The 16,836-nt window shown below is 58.4% G+C and carries 17 protein-coding genes; 8 read left to right on the plus strand and 9 right to left on the minus strand.

Annotated elements, in window-relative coordinates:
• Positions 1–28 precede the first annotated feature (28 nt).
• The 3 genes from RBB49_RS23485 to RBB49_RS23495 form a co-directional block, all read right to left on the minus strand.
• Positions 29–1,342 (minus strand): HlyD family type I secretion periplasmic adaptor subunit, encoded by a 1,314-nt coding sequence (locus RBB49_RS23485; RefSeq protein ID WP_306145339.1) that lies wholly within the window; start codon positions 1,340–1,342, stop codon positions 29–31.
• Positions 1,339–3,543, minus strand: a complete 2,205-nt coding sequence (locus RBB49_RS23490) for a type I secretion system permease/ATPase (RefSeq protein WP_306145340.1) — start codon at positions 3,541–3,543, stop codon at positions 1,339–1,341. The genes RBB49_RS23485 and RBB49_RS23490 overlap by 4 nt, the downstream gene beginning before the upstream one ends.
• A 174-nt stretch (positions 3,544–3,717) precedes the next feature.
• Entirely contained in the window at positions 3,718–5,082 is a 1,365-nt protein-coding gene (locus tag RBB49_RS23495) for a TolC family outer membrane protein (protein ID WP_306145341.1), read from the minus strand.
• Positions 5,083–5,717: 635 nt separating this feature from the next.
• On the opposite strand from RBB49_RS23495, the gene RBB49_RS23500 reads away from it, so the two are divergent.
• Both RBB49_RS23500 and sfsA read left to right on the plus strand, forming a co-directional pair.
• Positions 5,718–7,142: a TrkH family potassium uptake protein gene (locus RBB49_RS23500; RefSeq protein WP_306145357.1), complete on the plus strand. Its 1,425-nt coding sequence runs from the start codon at positions 5,718–5,720 to the stop codon at positions 7,140–7,142.
• Positions 7,143–7,182: 40 nt separating this feature from the next.
• Entirely contained in the window at positions 7,183–7,887 is a 705-nt protein-coding gene (gene sfsA, locus RBB49_RS23505) for a DNA/RNA nuclease SfsA (RefSeq protein WP_306145342.1), read from the plus strand.
• 57 nt (positions 7,888–7,944) lie between these two features.
• Here sfsA and gpt read toward each other — a convergent pair whose 3' ends face one another.
• The 4 genes from gpt to RBB49_RS23525 all read right to left on the minus strand — a co-directional run bounded on the left by gpt (position 7,945) and on the right by RBB49_RS23525 (position 10,752).
• Positions 7,945–8,454, minus strand: a complete 510-nt coding sequence (gene gpt / locus RBB49_RS23510; RefSeq protein ID WP_029061652.1) for a xanthine phosphoribosyltransferase — start codon at positions 8,452–8,454, stop codon at positions 7,945–7,947.
• A 15-nt stretch (positions 8,455–8,469) separates the two neighbouring features.
• The gene (locus RBB49_RS23515) at positions 8,470–9,216 is read right to left on the minus strand and encodes a molybdopterin-binding protein (RefSeq protein WP_306145343.1); all 747 of its coding nucleotides are present in this window, start codon (positions 9,214–9,216) and stop codon (positions 8,470–8,472) included.
• Between the two features lie 73 nt (positions 9,217–9,289).
• Positions 9,290–10,492 (minus strand): FAD-dependent monooxygenase, encoded by a 1,203-nt coding sequence (locus RBB49_RS23520; protein WP_306145344.1) that lies wholly within the window; start codon positions 10,490–10,492, stop codon positions 9,290–9,292.
• Positions 10,493–10,506: 14 nt separating this feature from the next.
• Positions 10,507–10,752, minus strand: coding sequence for a zinc-finger domain-containing protein (locus tag RBB49_RS23525; protein ID WP_306145345.1), 246 nt, complete (start codon positions 10,750–10,752; stop codon positions 10,507–10,509).
• A gap of 216 nt (positions 10,753–10,968) precedes the next feature.
• Between RBB49_RS23525 and RBB49_RS23530 the strand changes: the two genes are divergently transcribed.
• Both RBB49_RS23530 and RBB49_RS23535 read left to right on the plus strand, forming a co-directional pair.
• Positions 10,969–11,724, plus strand: a complete 756-nt coding sequence (locus tag RBB49_RS23530; RefSeq protein WP_306145358.1) for an alpha/beta fold hydrolase — start codon at positions 10,969–10,971, stop codon at positions 11,722–11,724.
• A 56-nt stretch (positions 11,725–11,780) separates the two neighbouring features.
• Positions 11,781–12,665 (plus strand): alpha/beta fold hydrolase, encoded by an 885-nt coding sequence (locus tag RBB49_RS23535; RefSeq protein WP_306145346.1) that lies wholly within the window; start codon positions 11,781–11,783, stop codon positions 12,663–12,665.
• A gap of 110 nt (positions 12,666–12,775) precedes the next feature.
• Here RBB49_RS23535 and RBB49_RS23540 read toward each other — a convergent pair whose 3' ends face one another.
• Positions 12,776–13,573 (minus strand): enoyl-CoA hydratase-related protein, encoded by a 798-nt coding sequence (locus RBB49_RS23540; protein WP_306145347.1) that lies wholly within the window; start codon positions 13,571–13,573, stop codon positions 12,776–12,778.
• 168 nt (positions 13,574–13,741) lie between these two features.
• Between RBB49_RS23540 and cysE the strand changes: the two genes are divergently transcribed.
• Positions 13,742–14,563: a serine O-acetyltransferase gene (gene cysE, locus RBB49_RS23545; RefSeq protein WP_306145348.1), complete on the plus strand. Its 822-nt coding sequence runs from the start codon at positions 13,742–13,744 to the stop codon at positions 14,561–14,563.
• Between the two features lie 118 nt (positions 14,564–14,681).
• Positions 14,682–14,897 (plus strand): DUF3126 family protein, encoded by a 216-nt coding sequence (locus tag RBB49_RS23550; protein ID WP_306145349.1) that lies wholly within the window; start codon positions 14,682–14,684, stop codon positions 14,895–14,897.
• A 70-nt stretch (positions 14,898–14,967) separates the two neighbouring features.
• Here RBB49_RS23550 and RBB49_RS23555 read toward each other — a convergent pair whose 3' ends face one another.
• Entirely contained in the window at positions 14,968–15,681 is a 714-nt protein-coding gene (locus tag RBB49_RS23555) for a hypothetical protein (RefSeq protein ID WP_306145350.1), read from the minus strand.
• A 213-nt stretch (positions 15,682–15,894) separates the two neighbouring features.
• Here RBB49_RS23555 and RBB49_RS23560 point away from each other — a divergent pair, with 213 nt between their 5' ends.
• Positions 15,895–16,221 carry a hypothetical protein gene (locus tag RBB49_RS23560; RefSeq protein WP_306145351.1) on the plus strand — a complete coding sequence of 109 codons (327 nt, stop codon included), beginning with the start codon at positions 15,895–15,897 and terminating at the stop codon, positions 16,219–16,221.
• A gap of 4 nt (positions 16,222–16,225) precedes the next feature.
• On the plus strand, positions 16,226–16,753 hold the full coding sequence (locus RBB49_RS23565) for a gamma carbonic anhydrase family protein (RefSeq protein ID WP_306145352.1): 528 nt from the start codon (positions 16,226–16,228) through the stop codon (positions 16,751–16,753).
• Positions 16,754–16,836: the final 83 nt, after the last annotated feature.

Below are 16,836 nucleotides of genomic sequence, written 5' to 3' on the forward strand. Positions count from 1 at the left end.
TGCCGATCGCCTCGTTCTTGTCGAGACGTCAGCGCTCCCTGAGAGCTTCATCCCGAACCTTTTTTATCGGCTTCAAGATGTAATCCAGGACCGTTTTCTCGCCGGTTAATATATCGATCGACGCAACCATTCCTGGTATTATTGGTAAAGGTTCGGTGTCCGAACCCAGATAGTTTTTATCTGTTCTTATCATGACGCGGAAAAAGCGATTGCCTTCCTCGTCTTCCGTCGTGTCGGCGCTTATGCGCTCCAGACTGCCTTCAAGACCGCCGTAGACCGAAAAATCATAGGCGGTAATCTTGACCTGCGCCTTTTGACCCGGATGCAGAAAGGCAACATCCTTGGGCCTGATCTGAGCTTCGATCAGAAGGGTGTCTTCCAGTGGTACGATCTCCACCAGATCCGCGGCCGGCTGAACCACGGCACCTATGGTGGTGATGTTCAGTTTGTTGATGATCCCCTTGACCGGCGAAACCAGTTCGGTTCTGCGCACCTTGTCGGCCGCACCTCTGAGCGTTTCCTCGATGACGGCAAGTTCGCCCCGGCTTTCCGCCAGTTGCTGGCTGGCCTCGGAGACAAATGTCGCAACGGCGCTGCCGGAGCGCTCGCGCGCTTCTTCCTTGGCCGCGAGTGCCCTTTGAACCGATGCCTTGGTTATTGCAAGTTCGCCTTCGCTTTCGGTGAGTTGGCGCTGCAGCTGCAGGAACTCGATTTCGGGCAGAACCCTCCGCTCATAAAGATTCTGCTTGATCTCGACTTCGCGCTTCATGATCTCAATCACGGATTCGAGCTTGTCCTGTTTGGCCAGCAGTTCCTGGTATTCCTGCTCGCGTTGGGAGGCCTGGTTCTGAAGAACGCGGAGTTCGTTCTCCAGGCGTGCTTTCTTGTCCCGGTAAACATTTTCCTCCTCCGCGATAAGGCGCGGCGCTTCCGTTGCAAGTTCCTGCGGAAAGGCGAGGGGTTTTTCCTCCGCTTCGGAATCGAGCCGGGCCACCCTGGCCATCAGGGCCCAACGGCGTTGGCGGACTTCGCCGAGCTGTGAGGAGAAGTTCGTATCGTCAATCTCGATGAGCGGCTGACCCTGTTCGACCACATCGCCTTCCCGAACGAAGATCTTCTCAACGATCCCCGGTTCCGGCGCCTGGACGACCTGAATTTGCCGGGAAGGCACAACACGTCCATCGCCGCGGGTGACTTCCTCCAGGGTCGCAAAATAGGCCCAGGCGAGGGCGGCGACGATCAGGACAAGCCCGATGCGGATCACGTTCGTCGTGTAACGCGGTGGCTTCGTCTGAATGACGTCGCGAATGTCGTTCGCGTAATTCCAATCGCCGGAACTCATGCGCCATCCCCTTCAGAGTTCTGCTGAGTGGCCGCGTTGACCGCGCCGAGTTCCTGAAGTTTCTTGAGGACGTCAGATCGTGGGCCGTCCAGGGCGAGTTTGCCGTAGTCGAGTGTGATCAACCGGTCTGTCAGTTCGACAAGGCTCATGCGGTGGGTGCTTATAATCACCGTCGTATCCGGCGTGTTGTAGTCCATCAGCCTGGAAATCAACCGCCGTTCCGATGCAAGGTCCAGGTGGCTGGAGGGCTCGTCCAGAAACAGAACACGCGGTTTGCGCAGCAAGATCCTGGCAAGGGCGACAGCCTGTTTCTGCCCTCCTGAAAGGAAGCGTCCTCCTTCACCCACCTGGAGATCGTAGCCGAGCGGGTTCTGGGCGACGAACTCCTCGACGCCGGCGATCCGTGCGGCCTCAACAAGGGCATCGTCATCGGCGAAGGGATCGCCGGCGCTGATGTTCTCGCGCACGGTTCCGGTGAAGAGCACATTGTCCTGCGAGAGAAAGCCGACGTTGGACCTGAGGTCGGCCGGGTCGAATTGCCGTGTATCTGTGCCGTCTATCAGAACCGTACCGTTCGAAGGATAATACAAGCCGGACAGAAGGCGGCCGATTGTGCTCTTCCCCGAACCGACACGACCGATCAGGCCAACGGTTTCGCCTGGCGCGATCCTGAACGAAATGTTTTTGAGACTGTCATCCTCAGCGCCCGGATAACGGAAGTCGACGCCCTTGAATTCGACCGATCCGGACGCGATTCGCTTGTTGATATAGGTTCGGCCGGGTTTGCGTTCCGTCTCTGTTTCCATGACCTCGTTGAGGATCTTGTAGGAATGAAGGGTCTGGCGCAGCCGGGTCAGCGTATTGGCGACATTGGCAAGCGGGGCAAGCACACGGCCTGACAGCATCATTGCCGCGATCAGGGCCCCCATTGTGATATCGCCGCTCTGGATCAGGTAAACGCCCCACACAATGATCACGATGGAAACCGATGCCTGGACGAGGCCTGTGCCCGATTGTGCGATCAGCGCCCAGAAGCGCCCTTTCATGATCGCGGCACTGCTTGCAGCGACAGAGCGCTCCCATTTCGTCTGCATCCGGCCTTCGGCATTGAGCGCTCTGACTGTGTCCAGATTGGCAATGCTTTCAACGAGAATGGAATGGCGGATGGCGCTTTCGCGGTGCGATTGCTCAATTGCGCCGGAAAGCGGCGCCTGAACGAACAGGCTGATCGCAAGCACGATGGGCACCGCGACAAGCGGGACCACCGCGATCGGCCCGACGAGGAGAAACAGGACCGCAACAAAAATGCCGATGAAGAAGACGTCGATGATCGAGATCAGCGACGATGACGTGATGAATTCGCGGACATTTTCGAATTCGCGGATGTGATTGGCAAACTGGCCGGAACTGACCGGGCGCTTTTCAAAGTCGATTGCGAGCGCGTGAGCGAATATTCTGCTCGCCAGCGCGTTGTCGGCCTGTTTGCCGGCAACGTTGATGATCTGGCCGCGGGCAATCTTCAGGATGAAGTCGAAGACCAGTGTCAGAATGACCCCGATCGCGAGCGCCCAAAGCGTCGGGATCGCAAAATTCGGGACGACGCGATCATAGACGTTCATCGTGAATAGCGGCGAGGCGAGTGCCAGCAGATTGATCATGAGGGCAGCAATTGCAACATGCGTGTAGTCGCGCCAGTAGCTTGAGATGGTGCTCCAGAACCAATGCCCGTCCGATCCGAGCGCACGCTCACTCTTGCCGGACTTGTCCACGGCCGGCTGAAAGAAGATCGCGTAACCGCTGTAGGATGCCCTGAAATCGGAAAGCGCGAGCCGTTGTGTCTGGGAAGTCTCAACCGGATTGATCAGTTCGGCCTTGCCCGACTGCCTGTCCATGCCCGTGAGCACCCGCAGTTCCGAGTTGTCCAAGGTGACGAGGCAGGGCAGGGCCGCAAGGGGTATCGCATCCAGGTCTATTTTTTCCGGCAGAACCTTCAGGCCGCAATTTGCTGCAGCACGACCGAGCAATCCCACGGAAAGGCGATCACCGGTGCGCGGGAGGCCATTCCAGATCACGGCGTCCGAAACGACGTAGCCGTGTACCCGCGCGATGTGTTTCAGACATTCGGCCAACGGGTCTGATGACGTCTGAGCGGACGGCGGCAGTGCCGTTTCATTCGTCTCTTCGGTACTTTTCTTGAGCATCTCTGGTTTGAACCGAGGTCTGTTGCCGCGCAAAGGAATTGCCAATCGCCCGGGTTCTGATGCCCGGAGCAGCCGTTAAGACCTGTCTTTCAACGGCAAGACACATTCTGCGGTCGTCGAACGTAAACTATTGTGCTGCCGGATGCCCGGCAAACTCAATATGGGTTCGAAACGTTAGAATTTACGTAATGGTTCAAGATTGAGTGGATTTCGGGGCAGGATCGTCGCAGCTTCCCGTTGCCCGTCCGTCGCTTCGGGAGGAGGAGTAACGCTGAGATAGGCGAGCAGATCGCCGGATGTTGCCCGCAGCTGATAGGTGGAGAAGGCATAGACTGCGCGCACGGAAATCAGCTCGATCTCGCTGTTGAACAGGGCGTTTTCGGCGTTCAACACGTCAAGCAGCGTCCGCTGGCCGATGTCGTATTCCTGCCGGTAGCCTTCCACGACCTGCCGGTTCGCGGCCAGTTGCTCGCGCAGGGATCTGATCCTGTCGGTCGTTGTGCTGACGGCTGCAAAGGAGCGCTGAATGCCTTCCTTGAGTTCGCGGCGGATTCGGTCGACCCGGATCTGGGCCTCCGTAAGGCGTTCGCTGTATTCCTGGCTCAGGGCCGAGTCACGGCCGCCGTTATAGAGGTTCCAGGAAAAGATTACCTTTCCGGAATACTCGTTGTTGCGCCCTTCGATGCCGCCGACATCATCGCCGACCGTTGCCTGGCCCTGCAGGGCGACTTCGGGAAGGAAGTTGCCCTTGCTCGCTTCATATTCAAACTTTGCCGCATCCGCGTCTGCAAGCGCGGCCCGGACCGTCGGATGCGTCTGCACCGCAGAATCAACAAGCTGATTGACACTTCCGTTGGGAAGCCTGGCAGGTGTCGCCGGTGCCAGCGATGCAGGCTTTCTGCCCACGACGCGTTCATATTTGGCAATCGTGTCCAACAGCGACTGCTGGACTTCCGATACGATCACTTCTGCGGCGGCAACCCGCTCCCGGGCCTGTGCCAGATCCGCGGCACCGGTCTCGCCGCCTTCAAACCGCAGGCGTACGTCGGAAAAGATGCGTTTGTGCTTTTCGACATTCAGTCTTGCCTTGGCCAGGATCGCTGTGCTGCGGAGTACATCGATATATGACTCGACCGCATCCAGCGCGATCGCCTCGGAGCGTTCCATGACACGCAGCGCGGCGCCATCAACACGGGCGCTCTGACGATAAACCTCGTTCACCGAGGCAAAGCCGTCGAAGAGCAGCTGCTGTACCGTTACCGTGAACTCTTTTGAAAACCGCCATTCGTCATTTTCGTCGGCATTGAAGGAATTCGGCCGGTCAAGCCGTTCCGGGCCAAGTTCTGCCGACAGATCCAGCGTGGGCAGGAAGGCACCTTGAGAGCGACGGTATTCGCTGTCGCGCGCGCGCCGGTTGGCGGCCGACTCCAGCACATCAGGATTGGTCGATACAGCTTCCTGAACAACTTGTCTCAGGTCAGCGGCGACTGAGGCTTCGACCAGACAAACGCTCAACAGAAGGGCCGGTATAATACGCATAGACGACAGTGCCACATTTTTGTTCTTTGTTCGGCGCACACTATTATACCTTCCAACGCATTCCCATGCTTTTGTTGTGTAGGCCGAAGGGTAATTGATGCCTGTGTTGCTAACGCGCAACGAATTCCGTGTAAAGGTCACATTTTAGGACGAATTTTAATATTTTATTTACCATAAATTCATGCTGGAAATGCAGCTTTGGAGTGTGCCTTCAGTTGAAATCGCAAAAATCCTCCATTTTTATTCATTTTTGACCTTACCCTGCGTTCGCACCAAGTAATCCCGGTAAATTTTCTTCACTTTGAGGTATCGTTGTTTTTGTCCATGGTGTTCGCCGCGCTGAAGTCACGGCGCAGCGGGTCAGGCCGAGCATCATGTGCGCTCGAAGGGCTCCCGGCCGGGTCCGGCAATGCGATGTTTCCTGCCGCCTGGCGGCCTTCGCAGGTGCTCCGGCGGGTTCAGGGGACGATCCGGGCGGTGGCCGGACATGCGATGAACAGGGGACGGCTCACGTAAATCGTTGGAAATCGGGCTGAAAAGCGTTAGGACGGTGAGTTGGAGCCCGTCGGGACGCATTCGGCGGATGATGAAACGGATTTCGGGACGAGTTCCGCTTGATTTCTTTCAGACCAGTTTTGAACGTTCTCGGGTTCTTGTATGTCGGCCTTGCGACCGCCATGCTCATTCCGGCAATTGTCGATGTTGCCCAGAAGAATGCTGATTGGCAGGCATTTGTCTTTTCCGCCTTGCTGACGGGCCTGTTCGGAATGCTGTTGTCGCTGGCGGTCGGCGGATCGCTTCGCGAAGGCCTCGATACCCGTCAGACCTTCATCCTGACGACCTTGTCCTGGGCGACCTTGCCGGCCTTTGGAGCCTTGCCGTTCCTCTGGCTCGGCATCGGCTACGCAGACGCGGTGTTCGAAGCGGTCTCAGGCTTTACGACAACCGGCTCCACTGTGTTGAGCGGGCTGGACAGCTTGCCGCCGGGTCTTTTGGTCTGGCGCTCCATGCTCCAGTGGATGGGCGGTGTTGGTATCATCGTCATGGCGATTGTTTTGCTGCCCTTTCTCAGGATCGGCGGGATGCAGCTGTTTCAGAGCGAAAGTTCGGACCGTTCCGAAAAGATCGTCAGCCGGTCCGTTGAGCTTATCCGTCTGATCGGGCTGGCCTACCTGTTTCTGACCGTTCTGTGCATCGCGGCCTATCTCGCAACGGGCATGGAGCTGTTTGACGCCTTCAACCACGCGCTCACGACGATTGCGACCGGTGGTTATTCGACGCACGATGAATCCTTCGGTTACTTCAAGAACCCGGCTTCGGGCTGGGTGGCCGTCGTGTTCATGATCATCGGCGCCTTGCCGTTCGTGCTGCTTATTCAGGCCTTGCGCGGGCATCCCCTGCAGCTGTGGCGCGACCCGCAGGTGCGTGCGCTCCTGGGGTTCCTTGCCCTCGTTTCGCTGACGCTGACTGTCTATCTGGGCATCAACATGCGGTTCCCGTTCGAAGAGGCGCTGCTTCGGGCGACTTTCAATGTTGTCTCGATCGTAACCGGCACCGGCTATGCGCTGGGTGATTTTTCGCAATGGGGTGCGCCGGTTGTCGGCATCGCCTTTCTGTTGATGTTTGTCGGCGGCTGCACCGGTTCCACCACCGGCGGCATCAAGATTTTCCGCTTTCTGGTCTTCTTCGGCACGGTGCGCGCGCATCTGCGCCGCATGGTCCGGCCACACAGGATCATGTCGGAAGAATATGCCGGCACCCGGCTGACGCCCGAATTGTCGTTCTCGGTTCTGGCGTTTCTCGTGGTCTATATGGGCTCTGTCGGGATCATCACCGTGGCGCTGTCGTTCTTCGATCTCGACCTGGTCACGGCAATTTCGGCCGCGGCGACGTCCGTCGGCAATGTCGGGCCGGGGCTCGGGCCTGTGATCGGTCCTGCCGGCCATTTCGCACCGCTGCCCGATGGCGCAAAGTGGCTGCTGTCATTCGCGATGCTGGTTGGCCGTCTCGAACTGTTCACGGTATTGGTGTTGCTGGATCCGGACTTCTGGTCCAAGTAGACCCGGCACAGCATCTTCTTTCAATGATGGGAATACCGACATGAAATTTGCTGAACCCCTGGTCGGCGGCCGCCTGGTCAAGCGCTACAAGCGATTTCTTGCCGATGTCGTTCTCGACGGGGACGGCAGTGAGATCACGGCGCATTGTGCGAATCCGGGATCGATGCTGGGACTTAAAGAGCCGGGTGCGCGCGTCTGGCTGTCTCCTTCCAACAATCCGAAGCGAAAGCTGAAATATTCCTGGGAGATCATCGAGGCGGACGGCGCGCTTGTGGGTATCAACACGGCGCTTCCGAACAAGCTCGTGGAAGAAGCCATCGAAGACGGGCGTTTCAGTGAGCTGTCCGGCTACGCCTCCCTGAAGAGGGAAGTCAAATACGGCAAGAATTCCCGTATCGATATCCTTCTCGAAGACAGCGACGGCGGCAAGACCTATGTCGAAGTAAAGAATGTCCACCTGATGCGGCAGCCGGGCGTTGCTGAATTCCCCGACAGTGTGACGGCGCGGGGCGCGAAGCATCTCGGCGAGCTTGCCGACATGGTGGCCGAAGGCCACAGGGCGGCGATGGTTTTCCTCGTGCAGCGGCCGGACTGTGAACGCCTCAGTCTTGCGGAAGATATCGATCCGGCTTACGCGGCCGCTTTCCGTGCGGCCAGGAGTGCCGGTGTGCACGTTCATGCCATCGGCTGTGACGTCCGCCTGGACGGCATCGACGCGGTCAAGCCAGTGAAGATCACCATCTGATCGGCGCGGGACGGGGCCGGGGAAGCCAATCGGACGCAGGATTTCCAGAGGGGCCGGTCAGCCCGCCGTGTCCTTTGAGAGCGGCGGCTGGAACTGCCAGCCCATGTCCCACGGAAAATAGATCCAGGTATCCTGGGAAACTTCCGTGATGAACGTATCGACCATCGGCACGCCGACGGGTTTGGCATAGACGGTGGCATAGTGTGCCTTCGGCAGCATTTCGCGCACGACCTTGAGGGTCTTTCCCGTGTCGACCAGATCGTCGATCACAAGCACGCCACTGCCTTCGCCGTCCTCAAGATCCACCACTTTCGGGTCGACCGGCTTGATCACCTTGAGCTGCCCCTGATTTTCGTAGTCGTGATAAGAGGCGATGCAGACGGTCTCGATCGTTCTTATCCCGAGTTCACGGGCAACAATGCCGGCCGGAACCAGGCCGCCGCGCGTGATGCAGACGATGGCTTTCCATTCGCCTTCGCTCGACAGCCGCCAGGCGAGGGCACGGGAGTCGCGATGGAACATGTCCCAGGAAACCGGGAATGCTTTGTTTTGAGTGGAATTCTCCATGTTCGATCTCGCTTTTTAGGAGTCCAGTATCTCGGCGACGGCCTGAGCTACATCATCTGCAGCTGCATTGAGCACGGTTTCGTCCCGGGACCGTATGACAATCTGGGTGGTGAACTTGCCGTCCGAGGCGTTCGGGTATGATCCGATCAGGGTCTGCGGATGAGCGTCTTGGATTGCGGCGAGCCTGTCGGCAATCCGGCTTTCAGGCATGTCGGCGGCAACCGTTTTCGACAGCATCTTCTTGCCGGTTTTCAGCGTCGGGGCGATCGCGTCCATCATGGCCTGCATGATGGACGGGACGCCGGCCATCACATGAACGTTTTCGATCCTGAATCCCGGGGCCTTGGACACCTTGTTCTCGATAAGGTCCGCTCCTTCGGGAATGCGGGCCATGCGCTGGCGCGCCGGTGTGAACTGACCGGGTTGATAATGCTTTTCCATGATGGCGACCGCACGCGGATCGAGATTCAAGGGCACATTGAACGCCGCGGCCACACTTTCCGCGGTGATGTCATCATGTGTCGGACCGATTCCGCCGGAGGTGAAGACGTAGCTGTATCTTGCGCGAAGCGCGTTTACCGCAGAGACGATTTCGCCCTGTTCGTCCGGAACAACACGCACCTCTTTCAAATCGATGCCGAGGGAGGTCATGTAGTCGGCCACGAAGCCGATATTCTTGTCTTTCGTGCGGCCGGACAGGATTTCGTCTCCGATGACCAGAAACGCGGCGGTTACGACATCATCTGCCTTCTGACCGGTCATCGTTGCACTCCCTCACTCTTGAATGGGATTTCGCTTTATCCCAGCTTTGTGCCGGGCTCAAGCCAAAGACGGTTTATTGATCGGGTGTCCAGCCATAAATGTGGTCGAAACGCTCGGCAAGCTTTCTTGGCTTGGTAAGGCGCAGGACGGTATCCCGTGCAAGGGCCATGGGTCCGGAGAAGTGGAATGTGCGCGCGTTGCCGAACGAAATGCCCTGAATCCGGGCTGCCCTGGGTTTGCGTTCCCGCTCAAACGCGCGCAAGGCGGCCGGAATGTTGTCCACGTCCCCTGGCAGGTGTTTTGCGAGAATCGCCGCATCTTCGATGGCCATCGCCGCGCCCTGCGCCATGAAGGGCAGCATGGCATGGGCCGCATCGCCGATCAGCGCGAGATTACCGTGTGACCAGGGACCGGATGCCTCGACGCTGCACAGGGCCCATTTCAGCCATTGCTGGGGAGCGTTGAGGAGGTTCCGGGTCTCTGCCGGCCAGTCCTTGAAGACACGCACGACGGTTTCCTTGTCGGCTTCCGCCGACCAGATCTCGTCTTCCCAATCCTCCTTGGCGAGCACGACGATGTTCAACTGGCTTCCCCCGCGTATGGGGTAATGCACCAGATGACAGTCCTTGTGAAACCACAGGCCGGTGTCTTTGGCGTATTTCGGACCGACCTGATCAATCGGTACCGTTGCCCGATAGGCGACCTGACCGCTGAAGCGTGCCTTGTTGTGGCCGGGAATGTGCTGCCGGGTTTTCGACCAGACGCCGTCCGCGCCGATCAGCGCCTTGCAGTTCAGGTTCCCGGTCTTGTCGTTTTCGCGAAAGATGCAGACGAGTTGGTCATAAGGCGTTGCGGTCAGATCCTTGACTTCACAGGAAAGACGGATCGTGATCCCGGGTGTCGACTGCGCCTTTTCCAGCAGAACCCTTTGCAGGTCGGCCCGGTGGATCACCCAGAACGGGTTTTTGTGCCGCTCCCTGATAAAAGCGCCGAGTTCGACACGCGCGATCTGCCTGCCGCTTTTGCCGGACCAGATACGAATGCTGTCCGGGGCGTGTGCGAAAGGTTCCAGCGCTTGAAGAACGCCCAATTCATTCAGCACGGCACAGGCGTTGGGAGACAGTTGCAGGCCGGCGCCAACTTCAGAAATCTCGCGGGCACGTTCAAGCAGAACGACTTCGTGACCCTGACGCTGAAGGGCAAGCGCCGCACACAGTCCACCGATGCCGCCACCGGCGACAACAATCGGATCGGTGCCCTGGTCGGTATCGGTCATGAGCCGCGGGTCTCTCAGGCGGCTTCCGGTGTCCAGACGCAGTCGTTGGGAGACGACTCTTCCGCTTCAAGCGTCGGATCGAACTTGTAGAGCGTGGAGCAGTACGGGCAGACGATTTCGTTCTCGGTGCCCATATCCAGAAAGACATGGGGATGATCGAACGGAGGTTTCGCGCCAATGCACATGAATTTGCGTGTGCCGATCGCGATCGAATCATGTCCGCTTGTGTTCTGAAAATGCGGGACAACCTGATCCGCCATTGTCACATTCCTCTTGGTCATGGTGGGACAGCGTTCCCGATAGCAAATTTCGCGGACCATATCCATTCGTAATCTGCCGGGGCAGGGCACTGGCGATGCGGTCCACTGCCGCATCAAGGCATTTTTGCCGTTGCCCATTTTCTCCTTTGCCAAGCGGGTTCGATCGCCTTAGTGTAAAAATCCGCAGTGTTTGCCGTTTACGTAAAGGTCATGTCTATGCCGTATGTCGATCTGGATGGTGTCGGGATATCCTATCTCGATGAAGGGGCCGGGGACCCGATCCTGCTCATTCACGGGTTTGCATCGAACAAGACGGTCAACTGGCAATATCCGGGTTGGGTCGATCTACTGGTCAAGGACGGTCGGCGCGTCATTGCCATCGACAACCGGGGTCACGGAGAGAGCGATAAACTCTATGACCCGGCGGACTACGGTGCCCCGCTGATGGCCGAGGATGCCAGGAAACTGCTCGACTACCTGAACATCGATCAGGCGGACATCATGGGATATTCCATGGGCGCGAGGATCTCTGCCTTCCTGACGCTCAACCACCCGGAGAAAGTCCGCCGGGCGATCTTCAGCGGGCTCGGATACGGCATGGTGACGGGTGTTGGTGACCCGGAGCCGATCGCATCTGCGCTTGAAACCGAGCGGATACAGGACATCACGGATCGAACGGGCCGGGCGTTCAGGGCCTTTGCCGACCAGACCGGGTCCGACAGGCTGGCCCTGGCGGCCTGCATGCGTTCCTCGAGGCAGAAGATCAGCGAGGATGATGTTTCGCACATCACGCGCCCCGTGCTGGTTGCCGTGGGAACCAAAGACGACATCGCAGGATCGCCCCACAAGCTCGCGGAGTTGATCCCGCATGCGGAAGTTCTCGAAATCCCGGGGCGGGATCACATGGTGGCCGTCGGGGACAAGGTCCACAAGCAGGGCGTTCTGGCGTTCCTGAACAATATCGAGGCCTGACTGCGTCGGCGCAGGGCGACAAAAGCGTGCGGGGAAAGGACGCCTGAGAGGAAATGATGGGACCGAAGCGTGTGGAGTTTCAGGGAGCGGAAAAGAACATTCTGGTTGCGGACCGCTATGGAACAGGCAACCAGCCGGTCGTAATGCTTCATGGCGGCGGGCAGACCCGCCATTCCTGGGATGCCGCGGCAGTGAGGATCGCAGCGCTCGGGCATCCGGTGTATGTGCTGGACCAGCGCGGTCACGGAGAAAGCGACTGGGTCGCGTCCGAAAACTACCTGTTTTCCGATTTCGCGCTCGACCTGGTTGCCGTTACGAGGCAGGTCGTGGCGCTTCACAAGGCCAGGCCCGTGGTTGTCGGGGCGTCTCTCGGCGGCTTTGCCGGCATGTTGGCCGAGGGTAGTGAAAACCCGGGTGGGCTGTCGGCGCTTGTGCTTGTCGACATCACGCCGCGTGTCGATCTGGGGGGCGTCAGCAAGATCATCGGCTTCATGGGCGACCGGGTCGAAGAAGGGTTTGCGGATGTGGAAGAGGCGGCGGAGGCCATCTCGCGCTATCTGCCAAACAGAACCCGGCCGAAAGACCTGTCCGGACTTTCCAAGAACCTCCGTCTTCACGGTGACGGGCGCTATCGCTGGCATTGGGATCCGGCTTTCCTGAAGTCGCGGCAGAACAGGGATCACAGTGTCGCGGAGGAAGTCCAGGCAAACATGCTGGCGGCGGCCGGCAACCTGTCCCTGCCGGTGCTCCTCGTGCGTGGCCGGAACTCAGAGCTCGTCTCGATGGAACATGTGAAGGAGTTCCTGGAACACGTTCCGCATGCGAAATTTACCGACATCCAGGATGCAGGGCACATGGTGGCCGGTGACCGGAACGATGTTTTTGCAACAGCAGTCGAAGATTTTCTCGTGGACCTGAGATCGGAAGCCGAACAGGTTTGAAGAGATTGAAAGAGCGATTTTTCAGGGCATTGTGATGATTTTCTCAGACAATGAATCATCGGTGCCGCCGCAGAAGGATCCAGCGGGGCCGCATTCGACGGACAAGCCTGTCAGTTGCCTGAAAATTCGGGGTGCCGTTTTTCCAGAAAGGCGCGGCATCCCTCGCGGTAGTCTGCACTTTCAATGCAGCTCTGCGCATTCTGGCGATGTATTTCAGGCTCGCGCGCGGTTTTTGCACTCAGTTCGTTTACGGCCTGCTTCGCGGCCCAGATCGAAAGCGGCGCGTTTGAGACGATCGTGTCGCAGAGCGCATTGATCCGCTCCTGCAGGTTCGGAGGATCCACTGTTTCATTGATCAGGCCCATCTGCAGCGCGTCTTGCGCGGCAAACCGGTTTCCTGTGAACAGGATGCGTTTCGCGTTGGAGGAAGAGACGGTTTCCAGCAGGTCCGACAATGCTTCGGGAGGGTAGGCCAGACCGAGTTTCGCAGCCGGTATCCCGAAAAAGGCGGTCGTTGACGCTATCCGCAGATCGCAGGCGAGCGCAAGTCCCAGGCCACCGCCGAGGCAGGGGCCCTCGATGGCTGCGATGACGGGCACCGCAAGTGACTTCAGCGCGCTGAAGGCGGCCACATTGATTTCGTCGTAGTGCAGGGCGTTCTCCTTGGTGGAGCGGATTGCTTCAAACTCCGAAATGTCTGCACCTGCGCAGAAGCTTTTCCCGCCTTCGCCCCTGACGACGCAAACCCTGACATCCTGAACCTCGGCAAGTTCCGCAAGCAGGTCCGGAATGCGCTCCCAGGCGGCAAGAGACAGCGCGTTTTTGCGTTCCGGAGCGTTCAGAACAAGCTCCGCGACCATGCCGTGAATGTTCAGAACGGGATTCGGCTGGCTTGCATGGCTGGACATGTCTGGTCTCCAAGAAGTGATCGTCAAGGTATTTCGACGTTGAAAATCTTAACGATTTGGCTCTCATAAAAAGGCTTCATATCTGATATCAGCAAGTTTCATTTTGGAATATCAGACGACAGTCCTATTTTAGGGTAGCGTTTGTGACGGCTTGAAGAGGAGAGAGCCATGTCGGCACCGATTACCAAGTCCGGCCTGAAACACGTTCCGACCCATGATCCGGTCTGGCAGCAATTGCGTGATGAAGCTCAGCAGATGGTTGCCGCCGAACCGGCGCTGTCTTCCTTCGTTTATGAAACTGTCCTGAACCACGACAGCCTCGAAGAGGCCGTCCTGCATCGCCTTGGCGACAGGCTCGGACGCGATGTTGTTTCCGCTTCTCTCATCCGGCAGACCTATCTGGAAGCGCTCGCCGACGAACCGGAACTTGCGAAGATTTTCCGCGTCGACATCGTTGCGGTGTTCGATCGCGACCCGGCCTGCTTCCGCTACCTGGAACCCGTGCTTTATTTCAAGGGGTTTCACGGCTTGCAGACGCATCGCCTGGCGCATTGGCTCTGGCGCAAGGGCCGCAAGGATTTTGCGCTCTATCTTCAAAGCCGGGCGTCAGAGGTTTTCCAGATCGACATTCATCCGGCGGTTCCCGTCGGGCGGGGCATATTTATCGATCATGGCACAGGCATTGTTGTCGGCGGAACGGCCGCTATCGGCGATGACGTCTCCATTTTGCAGGGTGTCACCCTTGGCGGGACCGGTAAGGAGGGCGGTGATCGTCATCCGAAGATCCGTCACGGCGTGTTGATCGGGGCGGGCGCAAAGGTTCTCGGAAACCTTGAAATCGGCCATTGCTCACGCATTGCGGCCGGGTCTGTTGTGCTGTCCGATGTGCCGGAAAACACCACGGTCGCAGGCGTTCCGGCCAGAATTGTCGGCAAGGCCGGATGCTCCGAACCGGCGCGCAGCATGAACCAGTTGCTCGGTGACAGCTGAGCAGGTGCCGTTACGCAAAGGATATGGGGGAAAGTTTGTTCAAAGGGTTTGGCATTTAGGGCTGGTCTTATAGGGTCCGCGCGACTAAATAGCAGACGGCATTTACAAGGAGAGCGCCGTGAAACCCGATGAAATCCGCAAGATCGAAGCTTACCTGCGCATGAAATTCGAGTTGCCGAGCATCCAGGTGCGGGCAAGACCGCGCAAGGACGACTCCGCCGAGGTCTATATCGGGGAAGAATTCATCGGCGTCATCTTCCGCGACGATGAAGACGAAGACCTGAGCTGGAATTTCCAGATGGCGATCCTGGAAATCGATCTCGACGAAGTCTGACCCTGATCTCAGGTTCCAAATGACAAAGGCGGCTTTCTTTCAGGAAAGCCGCCTTTGTCATGTCCAGGGCTCAGTGAATGCGGAAACCGGCGACCTTCCTGACAATCGAATTGTCTATCTTGCGCCAGTCACCAAGCAGTTCCTCGGCGAAGCGGTATCTGAGCTCCAGGCCGGATGAGAGAACCACGGCCCTGTGACAGACCGCGGGCGCCAGAGATCCGGTTCCGCGGCATCGCGCAATGAAGCCGTTGCGGCGTGCCGGGTCGAACACGATCTGATCGGTATTCAAAGATCCGGCCGCGGAAAGTTGCAGGGTCTTGAGACCGTCCGGTCCGTTCACTTCGCCGCCGCGGGCCAGACGCCGGTAGAATGGGTCGAGGCGGGCCCGCATGCTCTCCCGGTCGGGATTGTGCTCAAGCTCCAGGAACACAATTCGCCGGGCGGTGCCGTCGCGCCCCGATGTCTTGAGAGTTGCGGCGGGCCTCAAACCGGGCCACGTCATCGCAATCTTCAGCGTCGAGACCTTTCCTGTTCCGCTTTGCGCTATTGCGCGTTGCTCCGGCGAAGCAATGTAGGCGAAGGGAAGCTTGAACGTCTCCGGGCCGACCGATAGCGTGGCAGGACCGGATGGGATCCCGGAAAACACGGAGAGATTCCAGTTTTCGGTCCAGTAGGCTGTTCTGTCCGCAATGTACACGGCTCCAAGCACACACATGGCCAGGATCAAGCGGCTGAAGCGGCGCGGATTGCTGTCGATGGGTTCGGGCAGCGAGACGGGGATCACTGACCTGTCTCCAGATGAACCAGTGATCTAGACTGAGACAGTCTGTCCCGATCCGGAACACTTGTCCCGGTTGAGGATACTGCGAGGATGGCCCGTTGTGGCCTGAAGTTCAGGTTTTTGCCCATTTGCCCGTCCGGCACAGTCTTTGCTTTTGACCGTTTAGGTATTGTTAATCACTTTCCGGGTGGTTGAGTTAATAAGAGGTTAACGGGCGTGTACTTCGAACTTCTTCTCGTTGGATATATAGCCAGCGCGGGCTTTGTTGCGGCCGGTGTGCTCGGAAGCCTTTATCAGCTTGTCACCAAGCAGCCGCCGAAGTTCTCATTCTCCGGCGAAAACGTCTTTGCATTTCTGATTGAAATTTTTCTCTGTGTCTTCGCGGGTCCCTTCATCATCATGCGCAATGCCATCCGCGGTCGCAGAATTGAAAAGCGGCCCCTGGGCTGGCTTGTAGCCTCTTCGACGATTGCGGGAATGTGGAGCATGTGTTCGGGGATCATGGTCATGAATGTCGCTCTTGTCGTTGCCGGATACAGCTGAACCCATGCCGATCTTCACTCTTGACGGACGCTCTCCCGAATTGCCGCGTAGCGGCGATTTCTGGATCGCGCCAAACGCAACCCTGATCGGCGACATCCGGCTTTCGGACGAAGCCAGCGTCTGGTTCGGGGCAATCCTGCGCGGAGACAATGAGCCGGTAATGGTAGGAGCGCGCTCAAATGTTCAGGACGGGTGCGTCTTTCACACCGATATGGGCTATCCGCTGACCATCGGAGCCGACTGCACGATCGGCCATAACGCGATCCTTCATGGCTGCACGATCAAGGACAACTCCCTGATCGGCATGGGGGCGACCGTCCTGAACGGGGCGATTATCGGGTCGAACTGTATCGTCGGCGCAAATGCGCTGATCGGCGAAGGCAAGGAAATTCCGGACAATTCGCTGGTTGTCGGCGTTCCGGGCAAAGTCGTGCGCGAGCTCCCACCAGAAGCTGCGGAAAACATCCGGAAATCCGCAGAAGGCTACGTGCGCAACTGGCGGCGGTACAAGGCCGGGCTCGCCGGGACCTGAGCGGCATTCCCTATCCACACGAACGGAAAAAAACGGGAACCGGCCTGCGGGGGCGGGCCGGTTCCCTGGACCCGGTCGTGGTA

The sequence above is a fragment of the Roseibium sp. MMSF_3412 genome, assembly GCF_030733265.1.
GTDB lineage: Bacteria > Pseudomonadota > Alphaproteobacteria > Rhizobiales > Stappiaceae > Roseibium.